Origin of the sequence: Myxococcus sp. CA056 (assembly GCF_013336715.1) — a bacterium.
Lineage (GTDB): Bacteria > Myxococcota > Myxococcia > Myxococcales > Myxococcaceae > Myxococcus > Myxococcus llanfairpwllgwyngyllgogerychwyrndrobwllllantysiliogogogochensis.
This window is the reverse complement of the sequence record NZ_JABUMT010000001.1, coordinates 759944-776896: the sequence shown is the minus strand read 5'-3', so window position 1 is coordinate 776896 and position 16953 is coordinate 759944. Positions and strand designations below refer to the sequence as shown.

General features: G+C 70.1%; 11 protein-coding genes. 10 read left to right on the top strand and 1 reads right to left on the bottom strand.

All coding sequences use genetic code 11. The features are described 5' to 3' along the window. Positions 1–129: 129 nt before the first annotated feature. The 10 genes from HUA76_RS03140 to HUA76_RS03095 all read left to right on the top strand — a co-directional run bounded on the left by HUA76_RS03140 (position 130) and on the right by HUA76_RS03095 (position 14382). The gene (locus HUA76_RS03140; protein ID WP_174459956.1) at positions 130–6033 is read left to right on the top strand and encodes a HAMP domain-containing protein; all 5904 of its coding nucleotides are present in this window, start codon (positions 130–132) and stop codon (positions 6031–6033) included. Next, positions 6030–6863, top strand: coding sequence for a CheR family methyltransferase (locus HUA76_RS03135; RefSeq protein ID WP_174459955.1), 834 nt, complete (start codon positions 6030–6032; stop codon positions 6861–6863). Before HUA76_RS03140 ends, HUA76_RS03135 begins: the two co-directional genes overlap by 4 nt. Next, complete coding sequence (locus HUA76_RS03130; protein ID WP_174459954.1) at positions 6860–7414, top strand: chemotaxis protein CheB; 555 nt, start codon at positions 6860–6862, stop codon at positions 7412–7414. The genes HUA76_RS03135 and HUA76_RS03130 overlap by 4 nt, the downstream gene beginning before the upstream one ends. Beyond that, a complete protein-coding gene (locus tag HUA76_RS03125) occupies positions 7411–8517 on the top strand; it encodes a two-component system response regulator (RefSeq protein WP_174459953.1) in 1107 nt (368 codons plus the stop codon). The genes HUA76_RS03130 and HUA76_RS03125 overlap by 4 nt, the downstream gene beginning before the upstream one ends. A 30-nt stretch (positions 8518–8547) precedes the next feature. After that, on the top strand, positions 8548–8952 hold the full coding sequence (locus HUA76_RS03120) for a hypothetical protein (protein WP_141641820.1): 405 nt from the start codon (positions 8548–8550) through the stop codon (positions 8950–8952). Further along, the gene (locus HUA76_RS03115; protein WP_141641819.1) at positions 8945–9205 is read left to right on the top strand and encodes a DUF5985 family protein; all 261 of its coding nucleotides are present in this window, start codon (positions 8945–8947) and stop codon (positions 9203–9205) included. Before HUA76_RS03120 ends, HUA76_RS03115 begins: the two co-directional genes overlap by 8 nt. Before the next feature lie 12 nt (positions 9206–9217). Further along, positions 9218–9484, top strand: coding sequence for a DUF5985 family protein (locus HUA76_RS03110; RefSeq protein ID WP_141641818.1), 267 nt, complete (start codon positions 9218–9220; stop codon positions 9482–9484). Positions 9485–9567: 83 nt separating this feature from the next. Then, positions 9568–10737 (top strand): alkaline phosphatase PhoX, encoded by a 1170-nt coding sequence (locus tag HUA76_RS03105; protein WP_141641817.1) that lies wholly within the window; start codon positions 9568–9570, stop codon positions 10735–10737. Positions 10738–10794: 57 nt separating this feature from the next. Beyond that, positions 10795–11748, top strand: a complete 954-nt coding sequence (locus HUA76_RS03100) for an aldo/keto reductase (RefSeq protein ID WP_174459952.1) — start codon at positions 10795–10797, stop codon at positions 11746–11748. Positions 11749–11949: 201 nt separating this feature from the next. Continuing rightward, positions 11950–14382, top strand: a complete 2433-nt coding sequence (locus HUA76_RS03095) for a GAF domain-containing protein (RefSeq protein ID WP_174459951.1) — start codon at positions 11950–11952, stop codon at positions 14380–14382. Here the strand turns inward: HUA76_RS03095 and HUA76_RS46370 are convergent. Then, a complete protein-coding gene (locus HUA76_RS46370; RefSeq protein WP_174459950.1) occupies positions 14351–16639 on the bottom strand; it encodes a S41 family peptidase in 2289 nt (762 codons plus the stop codon). The genes HUA76_RS03095 and HUA76_RS46370 overlap by 32 nt on opposite strands. Positions 16640–16953: the final 314 nt, after the last annotated feature.

The window sequence follows — 16953 nt, the reverse complement described above, 5'->3', positions numbered from 1 at the left end:
GCCTGTCAGCCGGCCCTCCCGAGGGGACTATCCCCGCCCGGAGAGTCGCGGGAGAACGGAGCCCTTCCGAAACATTCCGTTCTCGACAGCCGAGGGGGCTGTGCTCGCGGGAACGCGCTGGGGCTCTCAATGACTGTGAAGAAGGGTGTCTCTCGTCGCGCCGCGCCTCCGCCGCCGTCGCGCTCCGTGGAGGACGACTCCGACACACTGGACTCGCGCCAGCTCCTGCGTGTGCTGACCGCCGTGCGCAAGGGGGACTTCTCCGTGCGCATGCCCGTGGACAAGGTGGGCAACGCCGGCAAGGTGGCCGACTCGCTCAACGAAATCATCGAGCTCAACGAGCGCATGGCGCACGAGTTCGAGCGCATTGGCAGCGGGGTGGGCAAGGAGGGCCGCATCACCCAGCGCGCCAACGTGGCGAGCGCCGTGGGCTCCTGGGCGGACTGCGTGGAGTCGGTGAACACGCTGGTGGCGGACCTGGTCCAGCCCACCACGGAGATGGGCCGCGTCATCGGCGCGGTGGCCAAGGGCGACCTGTCCCAGACGATGGCGCTGGAGGTGGACGGTCGTCCCCTCAAGGGCGAGTTCCTGCGCACCGCCCGCCTGGTGAACGGGATGGTGGAGCAGCTGGGCGCGTTCGCCTCGGAAGTGACGCGCGTGGCGCGCGAGGTCGGCACGGAAGGGAAGCTCGGCGGACAGGCCCGGGTGAAGGGCGTCGCCGGCACGTGGAAGGACCTCACGGACAACGTGAACTCGATGGCGTCCAACCTCACGTCCCAGGTGCGAAACATCGCCGAGGTGACGACGGCGGTGGCCAAGGGCGACCTCTCCAAGAAAATCACCGTGGACGTGCGCGGTGAGATTCTGGAGCTGAAGAACACCATCAACACGATGGTGGACCAGCTCTCGTCCTTCGCCTCGGAAGTGACGCGCGTGGCGCGTGAAGTCGGCACGGAAGGAAAGCTCGGCGGCCAGGCCGTGGTGAAGGGCGTGGGCGGTACGTGGAAGGACCTCACGGACAACGTGAACTCCATGGCGTCCAACCTGACGTCGCAGGTGCGCAACATCGCCGAGGTGACGACGGCGGTGGCCAATGGAGACCTGTCCAAGAAAATCACGGTGGATGTGCGCGGCGAGATTCTGGAGCTGAAGAACACCATCAACACGATGGTGGATCAGCTCAACTCGTTCGCGTCCGAGGTGACGCGCGTGGCGCGCGAGGTCGGCACCGAGGGCAAGCTGGGCGGTCAGGCCGTGGTGAAGGGTGTCGCCGGCACGTGGAAGGACCTCACCGACAACGTGAACTCCATGGCGTCCAACCTGACGTCGCAGGTGCGCAACATCGCCGAGGTGACGACGGCGGTGGCCAATGGAGACCTCTCCAAGAAAATCACCGTGGACGTGCAGGGTGAAATCCTGGAGCTGAAGAACACCATCAACACGATGGTGGACCAGCTCAACTCGTTCGCGTCGGAGGTGACTCGCGTCGCGCGTGAAGTCGGAACCGAGGGCAAGCTGGGTGGACAGGCCGTGGTGCGCGGCGTGGGTGGCACATGGAAGGATCTCACGGACAACGTGAACTCCATGGCCTCCAACCTCACCGCGCAGGTGCGCAACATCGCGGACGTGACGACGGCCGTGGCCAAGGGCGACCTGTCGAAGAAAATCACCGTGGATGCGCGCGGCGAAGTGCTGGAGTTGAAGAACACCATCAACACGATGGTGGACCAGCTCTCGTCGTTCGCCTCGGAGGTGACGCGCGTCGCGAAGGAGGTCGGCACCGAGGGCAAGCTGGGTGGACAGGCCGTGGTGCGTGGTGTCGGTGGCACGTGGAAGGACCTCACCGACAACGTGAACTCGATGGCGTCCAACCTCACGTCGCAGGTGCGCAACATCGCCGAAGTGACGATGGCGGTGGCCCGCGGAGACCTGTCGAAGAAAATCACCGTCGACGTGCGCGGCGAGATTCTGGAATTGAAGAACACCATCAACACGATGGTGGACCAGCTCAACTCGTTCGCGTCCGAGGTGACTCGCGTGGCGCGCGAGGTCGGCACGGAAGGAAAGCTGGGCGGTCAGGCCGTGGTGCGCGGCGTCGGTGGGACGTGGAAGGACCTCACGGACAACGTGAACTCCATGGCCTCCAACCTGACGGCTCAGGTGCGCAACATCGCCGAGGTGACGACGGCGGTGGCGAATGGAGACCTGTCCAAGAAAATCACGGTGGATGTGCGCGGCGAGATTCTGGAGCTGAAGAACACCATCAACACGATGGTGGACCAGCTCAACTCGTTCGCGTCCGAGGTGACGCGCGTGGCGCGCGAGGTCGGCACCGAGGGCAAGCTGGGTGGCCAGGCCATCGTGAAGGGCGTGGCCGGCACATGGAAGGACCTCACGGACAACGTGAACTCCATGGCGTCCAACCTCACCGCGCAGGTGCGCAATATCGCCGAGGTGACGACGGCGGTGGCTCGCGGTGACCTCTCCAAGAAAATCACCGTGGACGTGCAGGGTGAAATCCTGGAGCTGAAGAACACCATCAACACGATGGTGGACCAGCTCTCGTCCTTCGCCTCGGAGGTGACGCGCGTCGCGCGCGAGGTCGGCACGGAAGGAAAGCTGGGCGGACAGGCGGAGGTGAAGGGTGTCGCCGGTACGTGGAAGGACCTCACGGACAACGTGAACTCCATGGCGTCCAATCTCACCACGCAGGTGCGCGGCATCGCCAAGGTGGTGACGGCGGTCGCCAACGGTGACTTGAAGCGCAAGCTCGTCGTGGACGCGAAGGGGGAAATCGCCGAGCTGGCGGACACCATCAACGGCATGATTGACACGCTGGCGGTGTTCGCGGACCAGGTGACGACGGTGGCCCGCGAGGTGGGCATCGAAGGGAAGCTGGGCGGACAGGCGCGCGTGCCCGGCACGGCCGGCATCTGGCGCGACCTCACCGACAACGTGAATCAGCTCGCCGCGAACCTGACGACGCAGGTGCGCGCCATCGCCGAGGTGGCCACGGCGGTGACGAAGGGTGACCTCACGCGGTTCATCACCGTGTCCGCGCAGGGCGAAGTGGCCGCCCTGAAGGACAACATCAACGAGATGATCCGCAACCTGAAGGACACCACGCGGAAGAACACGGAGCAGGACTGGCTGAAGACGAACCTGGCCAAGTTCACCCGCGTCCTCCAGGGGCAGCGGGATTTGCTCACGGTGTCCAAGGTCATCCTGTCGGAGCTGGCGCCGCTGGTGGACGCGCAGCACGGCGTCTTCTACATCTCCGACCGCGCCGAGGCCGGAGAGCAGATTCTCAAGCTCCTGGCGTCCTACGCGTACCGGGAGCGCAAGGGGCTCTCCAATTCCTTCAGGCTGGGCGAGGGGCTGGTCGGCCAGTGCGCGCTGGAGAAGGAACCCATCCTCCTGTCGGACGTGCCGGACACCTACATCCGCATCTCCTCCGGCCTGGGCGAAGAAATTCCGCGCAACATCGTCGTGCTGCCGGTGCTCTTCGAAGGGGAAATCAAGGCCGTCATCGAGCTGGCCTCGTTCCATCGCTTCAGCGACGTGCACCTGGGCTTCCTGGAGCAGCTCACGGAGTCCATCGGCATCGTCCTCAACACCATCGCCGCGAACATGCGCACGGAGGCGCTGCTCAAGCAGTCGCAGGCGCTCACCGACGAATTGCGCAAGCAGCAGGAGGAGTTGACGGAGACGAACAAGCGCCTGGAGCAGCAGGCCACGTCGCTCCAGCAGTCCGAGGAGCTGCTCAAGCGTCAGCAGGAGGAGCTGCGCCGCACCAACGAGGAGCTTCAGGAGAAGGCGAAGCTGCTCTCCGAGCAGAAGACGGAGGTGGAGCGGAAGAACGGCGAAGTCGAGCAGGCCAAGCGCGCGCTCGAGGAGAAGGCGGAGCAGCTCAGCCTGACGTCCAAGTACAAGTCGGAGTTCCTGGCGAACATGAGCCACGAGCTGCGCACGCCGCTCAACTCGCTGCTCATCCTCAGCCAGACGCTCAGCGACAACGTGGAGGGCAACCTCACGGGGCGGCAGGTGGAGTTCGCCCGGACGATTCACGCCTCCGGTGCGGACCTCTTGGAACTCATCAACGACATCCTCGACCTGTCGAAGATTGAGTCCGGCACCATGACGGTGGACGTGGGCCCGCTGCGCTTCAGCGACCTGCGCGAGTTCGTGGACCGCACCTTCCGGCAGGTGGCGGACAAGAAGGGCCTCCAGTTCGACATCGACCTGACGCCGGGCATGGCGGGCGAGGTGGAGACGGACGCCAAGCGGCTCCAGCAGGTGCTCAAGAACCTCCTGTCCAACGCCTTCAAGTTCACCGAGTCCGGCTCCGTGTCGCTCGACATCGGCATGGCGCGGGGTGGCTGGACGGCGGACCACCCGGTGCTCTCCACCGCGCCCTCGGTGGTGTCCTTCTCCGTGCGAGACACGGGCATCGGCATCCCCAAGGACAAACACCACATCATCTTCGAGGCGTTCCAGCAGGCCGACGGCTCCACCGCGCGCAAGTACGGCGGCACCGGCCTGGGCCTGTCCATCAGCCGTGAAATCGCGAGGCTGCTCGGTGGCGAAATCCGACTGGAGAGCGAGCCGGGCCAGGGCAGCGTCTTCACCCTGTACCTGCCGCTCGACTTCGTCGCGGACCGTCCGGGACAGGACTCCTCGCGGCCCGTGCCCGCGGCCACCGCCCTGGCCCACACGGCCTCCCTGGTGCCGCCGCTCCACATCGAGGAAGTGACGCCCCCCGTCTCGCTGGCGTCGCTGGGCATCGACGACGACCGGGGCTCCATCCAGCCCGGTGACAGGGTGCTGCTCGCGGTGACCCACGCCGCCGAACACGCGGCGCGGCTGCGAGCGGCCGCGCAGGGGGCGGGCTTCAAGGTGCTTGTCTCCACGGAGGTGGAGGGCGCGCTGGACGCCGTGCGCAACGCGCGGCCGGTGGCGGTGGCGGTGGACCTGGACCTGCCGGAGATGGCGGGCTGGGTGGTGCTGGACAGGCTCAAGCACGACGCGGGCACTCGCGCGCTGCCCGTGTACACGGTGTCCGACGAGGACCACCGCGAGCGCTCGCTCAACCTGGGCGCCATCGGCCACCTGCGCGCGGCGGCAGACCCGGATGCCGCAGCCGCGGCGCTGGCCTCCCTGCGCGACTTCGTGGAGCGCAAGGGCCGGGGCCTGCTCATCGTCGAGGACGACGCCGTCCACCGACAGACGCTGCAGGAACTCCTGGGCAGCGAGGACGTGCAGACGGTGGCGGTGGGCACAGCGGCGGACGCGCTGGCCGCGCTGGCGGAGCGCAGGTTCGACTGCATGGTGTTGGACCTGGGCCTGCCGGACCTGCCCGGCACGGAGCTCATCCGTCGCGTGCGCGAGGTGCATGGCGCGGGGGGCCCGCCCATCATCGTCTACACGGGCCGCGAGCTGTCGCGCGCGCAGGAGACGGAGCTGCGCCGCGTGGCGGAGGCCATCGTCGTCAAGGACGCGCAGAGCCCCGAGCGCCTCTTGGAGGAGACGAGCCTGTTCCTGCACCGCTCGCCCGCCAACCTGTCGGAGTCCAAGCGCCGGATGCTGGAGAAGGCGCGCGAGAGAGACCCGTTGCTGGTCAACCGCAAGGTGCTGGTGGTGGACGACGACGTGCGCAACATCTTCGCCCTCAACACCGTGTTGGAGCGCTACGGCATGAAGGTGGCCTTCGCGGAGAGCGCGCGCGAGGGGCTGGGACTCTTGGAGAAGGACGCGGACATCGAGCTGGTGTTGATGGACGTGATGATGCCGGAGATGGACGGCTATCAGGCCATGCGCGCCATCCGCCGCATGGAGCGCGTGGCGCACCTGCCGATTCTCGCCCTCACCGCGAAGGCGATGAAGGGGGACCGGGAGAAGTGCCTGGAGGCGGGCGCGTCCGACTACATCACCAAGCCGGTGGATATCGAAAAGCTGCTCAGCCTGTTGCGCGTGTGGCTGCACGCGCCGCGAGGCGCCCAGGCGCGTGGCTCGCGCACGGAGGTCTCCGGGTGAGCGCGGGCGCTTCGGTCGCGGCGCTGGAGGCCCTGGAGGCGGACCTGCTCCTGGAGGGCGTGGCCCGACACTGGGGCTTCGATTTGCGCAGCCACTCCCGGCCGCGGTTGCTGCGGCGGCTGCGGCGCCACCTGCGCGAGGAACGCCTGGAGTCCTTCTCCGCGCTCCAGGCCCGCGTGCTGCACGACGGCGAGGCGCTGGAGGGACTGCTGCGCGCGCTCTCCAGCACGCCGCCCGGACTCTTCTCGGACGCGGCCTTCTTCCGAGACTTCCGCACGCGTGTGGTGCCCGTGCTGCGCACCTGGCCGTCCGTGCGCGTCTGGCACGCGGGCTGCGGCACCGGTGAGGACACCTATGCCCTGGCCATCCTCCTGCACGAGGAGGGCCTGTGGAGCCGCTGCCGGCTCTATGCGTCCGATGCCAGCGAGGGACTGCTGGCGGACGCTCGCACCGGCGTGCTGCCACTGCCCGGCGAGGACGACGCGCGCCGCCACGCGGAGTCGGGTGGGCGGGGCTCGCTGTCCGACTCCTACACCCGCGACGGCAACTGGGCGCTGCTCCACCCCAGGCTGCGCGACGGCATCTTCTTCACCCAGCACAACCTGACCATCGACGGCTCGTTCAACGAGTTCCACGTCATCGTGTGTCGGGACACGCTGCTGTCCTTCAATCGCGCCCTGCACAACCGGGTGCACTCGCGGCTGTACGAGAGCCTCGCCCGCTTCGGCTTCCTGTGTCTGGGGCGCAAGGAGTCGGTGGCGCGTACTCCACACGTCGCCGCCTACGAGGAGCTGGAAGGCAGCGGTCGCATCTTCCGGAGGGTGTCATGAGCGTGGGGCTGCTGGTGGTGGGGGCGCCCCGGAGCGCGGGCGCGGACGTGGAGACGCTGCTCTCCCAACTGCCGGCGCACCTGCCGGCGCCCGTCGTCGTCGTACTGCACCGGGGGCCGCATGACGTGCTGGCCGCGCCGCTGGCGCGCCGCTGCGCGCTGCCCGTGGTGGAGCCGGATGACAAGGAGGACCTGGTGCCGGGGCGCGTGTACCTGGCGCCCTGGGGCTACCACCTGCTGGTGGACCGGGGCTGCGTGGCGCTGTCCGTGGAGTCGCCGGAGCACGGCTGCCGCCCCGCCATCGACGCCCTCTTCGAGTCCGCGGCGGACAGCTACGGCGCCGCGGCCGCGGGGCTGCTCTTCTCCGGCCACGACGACGGCCAGGAGGGCTTGAGCTTCCTGCGGGGCCGGGGCGGACGCGTGGCGGTGGTGATGGGCGAGTCCGACGGCGGCGAGGGACAGGAGGGCGAGGTGGAGCGCCTGTCTCTCGCCGAGGTGGGAGGGTGGCTGACGCGACTGGCCTATGTGTCGCGCGGCCGGGTGCAGCCATGAGCGCCGCGCCCTCGCGCGAGCGCGGCCCCGTGTTCTCCATGGAGCCCGTCCACATCCTCCTGGTGGACGACCAGCCGGAGGGGCTGCTGGCGCTGGAGGCGACGCTGGCCCCGCTGGGGCAGAAGCTGGTCTCCGCGCGAAGTGGCCGTGAGGCGCTGCGCCATCTTCTCACCCAGGACTTCGCCGCCATCCTCCTGGATGTCGTCATGCCGGGCATGGACGGCTTCGAGACGGCGAGCCTCATCCGCGAGCGCGAGCGCAGCCGCAACACGCCCATCCTCTTTCTCACCGCCTTGTCGCGCGGCCAGCTCCCGGAGTTGCGCGCGTACGCGGTGGGCGCGGTGGACTACCTGCTCAAGCCCTACGAGCCGGAAATCCTCCGCTCCAAGGTGGGCGTCTTCGTGGACCTGTTCCGCAAGACGGAGCTGGTGCGGCGTCAGGCGGAGGCGCTGCGCGAGACGCAGCGGCGCGAGCACGAGGGCGAATTGGCGGAAGCCCACCGGCGCATGGAGGCGGAGCGGACCCGGACGCGCGAGGAGCACCTGCGACGGGAGATGGAGTCGCACCGCAACCAGCAGCGTTGGCTGGAGGCCGTGCTCGCCGCGCTGCCCACGCCCCTGGCCCTGGTGGAGCCGGGCAGCGGCCACACCCTGCTGGCCAACCGGGCCGCCCAGGGACTGGCCGGCGGATGTCTGGCGTATCGCGAAGCCCCAGGCCTGCATGAAGGCGTCATCGTCCGGGGACGCGATGGCGACCCCTTGCCCCAGGATGCGCAGCCGCTGATGCGCGCGGCCCGGGGCGAGACACTCCACGGGCTTCACGTGGACTGGGAGCTGGGCGAGCAGCGGGGCTCGGTGCGCGCCTACAGCACGCTGTTGCCGAAGATGTACGGGCATCCGGAGACGGTGCTGCTCGCGCTCCTCGATGTGACGGGCCCCAGCGCCACACAGCAGCTCGTCGAGGGCCTGCGACACCTGGTGCCCCCCGTCTCCACGCCGACGGAGCAGGAGGCCGCACAGGGCCCGCTCCCCACGATGCGGAGCGACCAGCCGAAGGACCTCCCCGCGACCGAAGCTGAACACCCCCGTGCAGGAAAAGGTTGACGCACAAAATAACGGGAGCATGTTGGCTTCGTGAGCGACGCCGGACTACCCCCGCGGGTCCAGCGCTTCATCACGACGCATATCGACTCGCTGGAGAAGCTGGAGGTGCTTCTCTTGCTCCGTGCCCAGCCGGGACGGGAGTGGACCGCGTCATCGGTGAGCCTGGAGCTGCGCATCACAGAACCCTCCGCGGCCGCGAGGCTGGCGGACCTCACCGCGAGCAGGTTGCTGGTGAGCGACGGCGGAGCCGTGCCCGTCTATCGTTTCAGTCCCGAGAGCTCCGAAGACGTGCAGGCGGTGACGGAGCTGGCGGCGGTGTACGGTGCGCGGCGGGTGACGGTCATCTCCTTCATCTTCTCCCGGCCGTTGGACAAGGTCCGGGGCTTCGCGGAAGCCTTCGTGCTCAAGAAGGACAAGGACGGCGACCATGGCTGAGGCGGTCTACATCCTCTGTGCCTTGACCAGCGTGGCGTGCGCGGTGCTATTGCTGCGCGCCTGGAAGAGCAGCCAGTCCCGACTGCTCCTGTGGAGCGGGCTGTGCTTCGTGGGCATGGCGGTCAGCAACGTGCTGCTCTTCGTGGACCTGGTGATTCTGCCGACCACCATCGACCTGTACATGCCGCGCCTGCTGGCCACGTTGGCCAGTGTCTCCATCCTGTTGTTCGGCCTCATCTGGGACGCCTCGTGAGGTAGCTCGCCCATGCTCAGGTCCATGCTCAACGGTGCGACGGCGATGGGATGGCTGGCGTGCGCCTTGTTCTTCCTGCGCTTCTGGAAGCAGTCGCACGAGCGCCTGTTCGGCTTCTTCGCGGTGGCCTTCGCGCTGCTGGGCGCGAACTCGGCGGTGTCGTCGCTGATGGACTCGTTGGACGAGCGCCGCTACTACCTCTACGTGGCGCGGCTTGTCGCCTTCCTCATCATCCTCTACGCCATCTGGGACAAGAATCGCGCGAGTCGACGCGGGTGATGTCGCGGGCCTCACGCTCGCCTCGCGTTCAGTTGTGAGGGGAGGGGTGGGTGGTTTTCCTGCTCGCACAGGAGAACCCACACATGCGTCTGAGTCGCCGTGGCTTCCTTCGTCTTTCCGCGCTCGGAAGTGGAGCGCTCGCCTGGGGCCCCTCGTTCTGGAAGGAGGCCTATGCGGCGCCGGCCCAGTCGGGGCCCAGTCCCTACGGGGCGATGTCCGGGAGCGCGGATGTCAACGGCTTGCGACTGCCCGCGGGCTTCACCTCGCGAATCATCGCCCGCTCGGGCCAGACGGTCGGCAACACCGGCTACGTGTGGCACACCGCGCCGGACGGTGGCGCCTGTTTCGCGCGGCCGGACGGCGGCTGGGTGTACGTGTCCAACAGCGAGGGCCTCCCCGGGGGCGCCAGCGCGCTGCGCTTCAGCGGAGGCGGGAGCGTGGTGGCGGCGTACCGCATCCTGTCCGGCACGCGGATGAACTGCGCGGGAGGACCGACGCCCTGGGGCACGTGGCTGTCGTGCGAGGAGCACAGCGGCGGGCGCGTCTGGGAGTGCAACCCGGCCAAGGCCTCGCAGGGTGTGGTGCGCGGCGCGCTCGGCACGTTCCCCCATGAGGCGGTGGCGGTGGACCCGGACGGTGGACGGCTCTACCTGACGGAGGACCAACCGAATGGGCGCCTGTACCGCTTCACTCCGTCCGCGTGGCCGGTGCTGGCGGCGGGCACGCTGGAGGCGGCCCGGGTGACGGGGGATGCGCTGACGGGAACGGCGACGGTGAGCTGGGTGGCCTGCGCCGCGAACAAGCCGGCGTCGCTCCAGCCGGAGGTGGCGGCGCGGACGACGGTGTTCAACGGCGGCGAGGGCTGCTGGTACGACGGCGGCGTCATCTACGTCACCACCAAGGGCGACAACCGCGTGTGGGCGCACACGCCGGCCACGGGGAAGCTGGAGGTCATCTACGCCGCGTCCCTGTATCCGGGCTCGCCGCTGAGGGGCGTGGACAACGTGGTGGTGTCGCGCTCGGGGGATTTGTTCGTGGCGGAGGACGGCGACAACCGGGAAATCTGTCTCATCACCCCGGGGCCCCAGCGCATCGTCGCCAGCTTCCTGCGGGTGCTGGGCCACGCGGGCTCGGAGCTCACGGGCCCGGCCTTCAGCCCGGATGGACGCAGGCTGTACTTCAGCTCGCAGCGCGGGGCGACGAACTCCAGCAACGCGGGCGTGACGTTCGAGGTCTCCGGTCCCTTCCGCTGAACCTTCCCGCGCCGAGCGCCTTGACGACGTGAGGGGCGCTCTTGCACAACCGGAGGCATGTCCGCGAATCCGCTTCCCCGCTTCACGCCCCGCCGCGCGCTGGGCCGCACCGGCTTCGTCGCCACGGCGGTGGGCATCGGTGACATCGCCGACCGCTCGGCGCCCCGGGAGTCGCTCGTCGCCACGCTGCGCCGCGCGCTGGACGCGGGGCTGAACGTCATCGACACCGCGCCCAACTACGAGGAGGGGTTGAGCGAGGAGGTGGTGGGCGAGGCCCTGCGCGGCCGGCGCGAGGGCGTCTTCCTCATCGACAAGGTGGACGTGCTCGACGCCCCGGTGGCGCCGCAGGTGGAGGCCAGCTTGCGGAGGCTGGGCCACGCGGCGGTGGACCTGTTCGCCTTCCACGCCGTATCGGAGCTGGCCGCGTGGGAGCGGTTGGCTTCTCCGGGCGGCGGCCTGGAGCAACTGGGCCGGTGCGTGAGCGCGGGGCAGGCTCGCTTCCGGGGCATCTCCAGTCATCACCCGGACGTGCTGCGCGCGGCGGTGAACTCCGGGCTGTGCGACGTGGTGATGTTTCCGCTGGGACCCTTCGTGGACCTTCGCTACGTGCGGGACGTGCTGCCGCTGGCGCGCTCGCGCGGCGTGGGCGTGGTGTCGTTCAAGACGTTCGGCGCGGGCAAGCTTTTGGGCGACACGGAGGGCTATGGCCGACCGCTGGAGGCCCGGCCGCGCGGCAAGGTGGGCTCTGGCGGACGCGAGGACCGCGACGCGCCCGTGCTGCCGCACCTGAGCGTGGAGGAGTGCGTGCACTACACGCTGACGTTGGACCCGGACGTCATGCTGATGGGGATGAGCCACCCCAACGAACAGGACGCGGCGCTCGGCGCGGTCCACTCGGCGCGGCCCCTGTCCGTGGAGGAGCTGACCGACGTGCGCGAGCGCGCGAAGGCGGCCATCGATGGGAAGGGCGCCGTGTGGTGGAACCCGTCGATGGCGTCCGACGTGGGCTGAGTCAGCGACCTCCCGGCCCGAGTCATTCCGTACGCGCCGCGCGCGGAGCCCTTCACTCGAAAGGCACTCAACGTCCCGCGGGTCCGACACTGGACAGTCTCCCCGTCCGCGGAGACGGGCGGCATTGTTGCCGCGTCCGGGACGCTTTTAGCTCGGGGTCTGATGTCGCGCGGCGCTTCTCTTCCATCGTGGTCCACCTGCATGCCCGCCGAGCCGATTTCTCCTCCTGAAGCTTCTCTCGATGTCGCCGGGAAACCCCGGCCCACCCCGGCGCCGCCGGAGCCCGAGCATGGGGTGGAGGCGGCCTCGTCCGAGGCGGCGCGCCTGGCCTTCCTGTCGCGCGCGGGCGAGCTGTTGGGCGCGTCGCTGGAGTGGCGCACGGTGCTGCACCGACTGGCGGAGCTGGCGGTGCCGGTGCTCGCGGACTGGTGCGCGGTGGATGTCATCACGGAGGACGGGAGCGTGGAGCGGGTGGCCGCGGCGCACCGTGAGCCGGAGAAGACGGCGCTGGTGCACGAGTTGTCCCGACTGCGGCCCGTGGACCTGGTGTCACCCGGTGGCATCTCCGAGGCGCTGCGCACCGGACGTCCGGTGGTGATGCCGGTGGTGACGGAGGAGATGCTCCCGGCGATGGTGCGAGAGCCCGCGCAGTTGGATGTGGTCCGTCGCCTGGGAATCCGGGCGGGGCTCGTGCTGCCGTTGCTGGCGCGGGGCCGGGTGCTGGGCGCCGTGTCGCTGGTGCGAGGCGACGAGCAGGTGTCCTTCGATGCGCCGGAGCTGGAGGTGGCGATGGAGCTGGCCCGCCGCGCCAGCCTGTCCATGGACAACGCGCTCCTGTACGAGGAGGCGCGCACGGCCCAGTCCTTCTCCGCGCGGCTGCAGACGGTGACGGCGGCGCTGTCGCGCGCGGCCACCGCCGAGGACGTGGCGCGGGTGATGGTGCGCGACGGGCTGGAGGCCTCGGGAGCGGCGCGGGTCGCCATCGCGGAGCTGAGTGCCGACGGGTGCCTGCGCGTGCTGGGCTCCGTCGGTTATTCACAGGCGTGGATGGAGGGCCTGGATGGTCAGCGTGTCGCGGGCCTGCCCGTGCTCGCGCGCGCGGCGGAGCAGCGCGAGGCGCAGTGGTTCTCCCGACTGGAGGAACTGCTCCCCTCGGCGGGTTTCGTGGAGAGCGACGTGGCGGCGCTGGGCGAGGGCTCGCGCGCGTTCCTCCCGTTGCTGACCGAGCGGGGCATCCTGGGCTTCGTGGTGCTGGCGTGGGGTGAGCCGCGCATGTTCCCGCCGTTGGAGCGCGCGTTCCTGGACGCGCTGGCCCACCAGTGCTCGCAGGCACTGGAGCGCGCGGCGCTGTACGGGACGCTGCGTGAGCGGGGCGAGCGACTGCATCACGCGCTTCAGATGGGCAAGGAGGCCGAGGAGCGGCTGTTCTTCCTGCTGGAGGCGAGCCGCGCGCTGGCGGAGCACCTGGACGACGTGGAGTGGACGCTGGAGCACGTGGCCCGCGTGGCCGCCAGCAGCGTGGCGTCCAGTTGTCTGGTGGAGCTGGTGGGGCCGGACGGCACCCTGCGGTGCGTGGCGTCCGCGCACCAGGAGCCGTCGCGGGACGCGTCCGTGCTCTCGGTGCTGGGCGGCGAGGGCGCGCTGTCCCTGTCGCGCGAGTGCTTCCAGTCGGGTGAGCCGCGCTTCGTGCCGGACGTGGACGCGGCCCTGTGCGAGCGACTGGCGGAGCGCTCCGAGCAGCAGCGCGCGCTGCTGGAGGCCCTGAGGCCCGCGTCGCTGCTGGTGGTGCCGGTGCGCACGCGCGGGCGCACGCTGGGCGTCATCACGCTGGGCACGTCGCCGCCGCAGCGGCCCCTGGCCATGTCGGACGTGTCGATGATGGAGGAGCTGGCGCGGCGCGTGGCGGTGGCTCTGGAGAACGCGTCGCTGTACCGCGACGCGCAGGCGGCGGTGCGGCTGCGTGACGAGTTCCTGTCGGTGGCGAGCCACGAGCTGAAGACGCCGTTGACGAGCCTCAAGCTCCAGCACGGCCTCATCGACCGCGCGCTCGGCCCGGACTCGCGCGAGAAGGTGGCGCCCCGGCTCTCCACGGCGATGCGACAGGTGCAGCGGCTGGCCACGCTGGTGGACCACCTGCTCGACGTGAGCCGGGTGTCGCTGGGGCGGCTGGCGCTGGAGCCCACGGAGGTGGACCTGGGGCAGGCGGTGCGCGACGCGGTGGAGCGGATGGAAGAGGTGTTCGCGGTGGCGGGGTGCTCGGTGCGGGTGGATATCCCGGAGCCGCTCCAGGGCCGGTGGGACTCGCTGCGGTTGGACCAGGTGCTGGTGAACCTCCTGACCAATGCGGCCAAGTACGGCGCGGGCAGGCCCGTGCAGGTGACCGCGGCGGAGGCCGGCGACGGGGTGGTGCGGCTGTCGGTGCGGGACGAGGGCATCGGCATCTCGGAGACGGACCTGCCGCGGCTGTTCGGTCGCTTCGAGCGCGCGGTGAGCGACCGGCACTATGGAGGGCTGGGTCTGGGGCTCTACATCAGCCGGCAGATTGTGGAGGCGATGGGCGGTCGCATCGAGGTGGAGAGCCGCGAGGGCGTGGGCTCCGTCTTCACCGTCCACCTGCCTCGCGCAGCAGGGTGAGGGCGCGCTCCAGCACCTCGTCGCGTCCGGCGCGCAGTCCGCGCACGGTGGGGTGGACCTCCACGTCCGGGCGCAGTCCCACGCCCTGCACCGTGCGGCCGTCGGGGGTCTCGAAGCGCTGACCGGTGAAGAGGACGCAGACGTTGCCGGGCAGGCAGACGTTGGTGGTGTCGCCCACGGCGCCCGCCGTGGCGCTGCCCACCAACCGCGCGCCAGACGCGGCCTGAATCATCATCGCCGTGTATTCGCCCTGGCTCAGCGTCCGCGCGTCGATGAGCACGACGACGCGGCCCGCGTAGCGAGGCCCGTCACCAGAGGGCAGGGTGGCGGGGAAGCGCACCTCGCGGGCCTCTCCCGCTTCCACCAGCGGGCGGGCGATGAGCGCGGACGCGGTGGCGCCTCGCGTGTTGAGGCGCGGGGCCAGCGCCCACGCGCTCCCCTGTGGATAGCCGCGCAAATCGAACACGAGGGCGCGCGTGTCCTTCATCGCCTCGAACATGCCGGGCACCGAGTCGGCGCGCAGCCGTCGCAGGTCCACGTAGCCCACGTCGCTGTCGAGCCGCTTCCACGGCGCGTCGTCCTGGACGGGGGGACGGAGGAACGGGAGGTAGTCGCGCGAGCGGGGCAGCCGCGATTCCTTCATGCGTCCATCCACGCCCTGGAGCATCACCTCCACGGGTTTTCCGTCCGCGCCCGCGAGCAGCAGGCTGGCCACGCGCTCCGCCCGCGCCGCGTCGTGAGAGGCGCCGAGCAGCTCCCGGAAGCGCGCGGCGCGCGTGGCCACCGCCTCGCCGTCGATGGACACCACCTCGTCCCCCACGCCGATGCCGGCGGCGCGAGCGGCCTCGGGCACGGGCAGCTCCGACACGAGGAAGCGTCCCTCCACCGAGCGCAGGACGAGCGGCGCGGTGGCCTCGGCGAGCGAGCGCAGGGGCTGGCCCTGCTCCGCGATGAAGACGTGGCCGTCGGAGACCCGCGCGGACAGCGTGTAGAGCAAATGCGTGTACGCGCGCGCATCCTCCACCGCGCGAGCGCGGCCGAGGAACTCCGGCAGCACCGCGTCCCAGTCCTTCAGGGCCTTCGGGTCCGGATGGAAGAAGCGCATCACGTTCCAGAAGCGGACGACGGCGAGCAGCCGGTAGGGCTCGGAGGGATACGCCATCGCCTCGTAGGCGTCGTCCGGTCCTCCCGTGGGGAGCACCGCGTCCTTCGCCGAGACGCGCGCGGAGGCCTTCGGAGTCCCCGCGCGCAGCAGCCGGAGCGCGGCCTGGAAGGCGGGGCCGGTGTCGCCCTCGTCCGCGCTCGCGGGCACGGTGACGTCCGCGCGCAGCCCCGATGAGCCCGAGGGGAACACGAGCTCCGAGGCGCGCACCACCGCGCGCTGGCCTCCGGGCAAGGGCACCGTGCGGGTCTTCACGGCGGAGGACTCATCGAGCGCGCCCTGCGCGACGAGGCGCGTGCGTGACGAGGAGAGCAGGGCCAGCAGCAACGGCGACAGGGGCGTGCGGCTGTTGACGAGGAGGACCAGCGAGCGCTTCGGCGTCCGGGGCGCGGGCGTGAAGGTCCGCGCGAGTCGAGTCTCGACCGAGGCGCTGTAGCCCCCCGAGCTGGGCCCCAACTGCACGGGAAAGCCGGAGTACACGCGGAAGCGCTCGGCGGGAGCCGTCACGGTGTCCGACGGAAGCGAGCGCTCCAGGAAGCCCAGCGCCAGCTCCATCCAGATGGCCTCATCGGGTCCGCTGGCGCGCAGGTCGATGACGACGCGGCGCGCGCGCTCGAGCTCCGGCCCCAGCGCCGTCATCGCCGGATACAGCGCGTTGAAGTTGGAGAAGCGCCGGTCCAGGTCCAGCACCAGCACGTCACCGGACCAGCGGGAGAGCGGGCCGGACGGCTCGCGCGGGGATGGGGGCGCGCCCGGCTCTCGCTCGACACGGGTGAGTGGATCCTCCAGCCGGCGCAGCATGTCGCTCACGGAGGTGGCGAGCGCCTCCGGGGTGCTCGCCGCGAGCGCGCCCGGGAGGGACTCCACGAGGGCCGCGTCCCAGTCCACCGCGCGGAAGGCGAAGGCGGGGTGCACGTACTTCACCGTGCCCCAGACGCGGCCCAGTACGGCGGCGTTCTCCAGGGCCGCATCGGGCTTCGCGCGCGGGAGGGACTGCTCCTGCGCGAATGCACGCCCCGAGACACCCAGCATCAGCGCCACCGCGAAGACACAACCCATCCAGGCCGGCATCCGCCGGACTCGCGCGCGTTCCACATCCACCTCCCGATACGGCCCCGCGCGCCAGACACCCTCTCCGTGAGAAAGGTTCCCAAGGACGCGCGGTGACATCCGGGCTCGTCCGCACACATCCTGTCCGTAACTGTCCGCGCCCCCTGGACGGCGTGGCCGCGAGCCGCGAGCGCGGGTCTCTTTTGCGTGGTGGATGTGCTCGCGGGGGCAGGCGGTTGAAGGGGCCCAAGCCCTGATTCCAGGAGTGACGCTCGAGCATGTCCCGGCGGAGGCCGAGGGGCACGAGTGCGCGAACGGACAGTCGTCTGTCTCGGATGTTTCACGCACGCGACGCTCGA